The 512-nt window shown below is 56.6% G+C and carries 1 pseudogene; it reads right to left on the bottom strand.

From position 1 onward, the window contains the following. Positions 1-512, bottom strand: a pseudogene (locus AC5EFR_RS09875) (ATP-grasp domain-containing protein); the annotation flags it as partial.

Genomic DNA, 512 nt, shown 5'->3' with positions numbered 1-512 from the left:
CCTTTGACGTTGTCGTCGCTGGTGATGATCTTGAACGCTTCGGTCACTTTCTCTTTGGTGGCACCGCCGCCTACGTCGAGGAAGTTGGCAGGCTCAGCACCGTAGAGTTTGATGATGTCCATGGTGGCCATCGCAAGACCGGCGCCGTTCACCATACAACCGATTTCACCGTCAAGCGCGATGTAGTTCAGGTCGTATTTGGACGCTTCGAGTTCCTTGGAATCTTCCTCGGTCTCGTCGCGCAGCTCGGCGATATCTGGGTGGCGGTAGGTGGCGTTGCCGTCAAAACCAACCTTGGCGTCAAGAACCTTGAGCGAGCCGCCCGGCATGACGATCAGCGGGTTGATCTCAAGCATCTCCATGTCTTTTTCCATGAAGGCTTTGTAGAGGATGCCCATCAGCTTGACGCATTCCTTAACCTGAGCGCCCTTGAGGCCCAGAGAGAAGGCAACGCGGCGGCCGTGGAACGGCTGGTAACCGGTGGCCGGATCAACCGAGAAGGACAGGATTTT

This window comes from Pelagimonas sp., assembly GCF_058892305.1.
The sequence above is the reverse complement of the archived record's forward strand: the minus strand, read 5'-3'. Positions and strand labels throughout refer to the sequence as shown.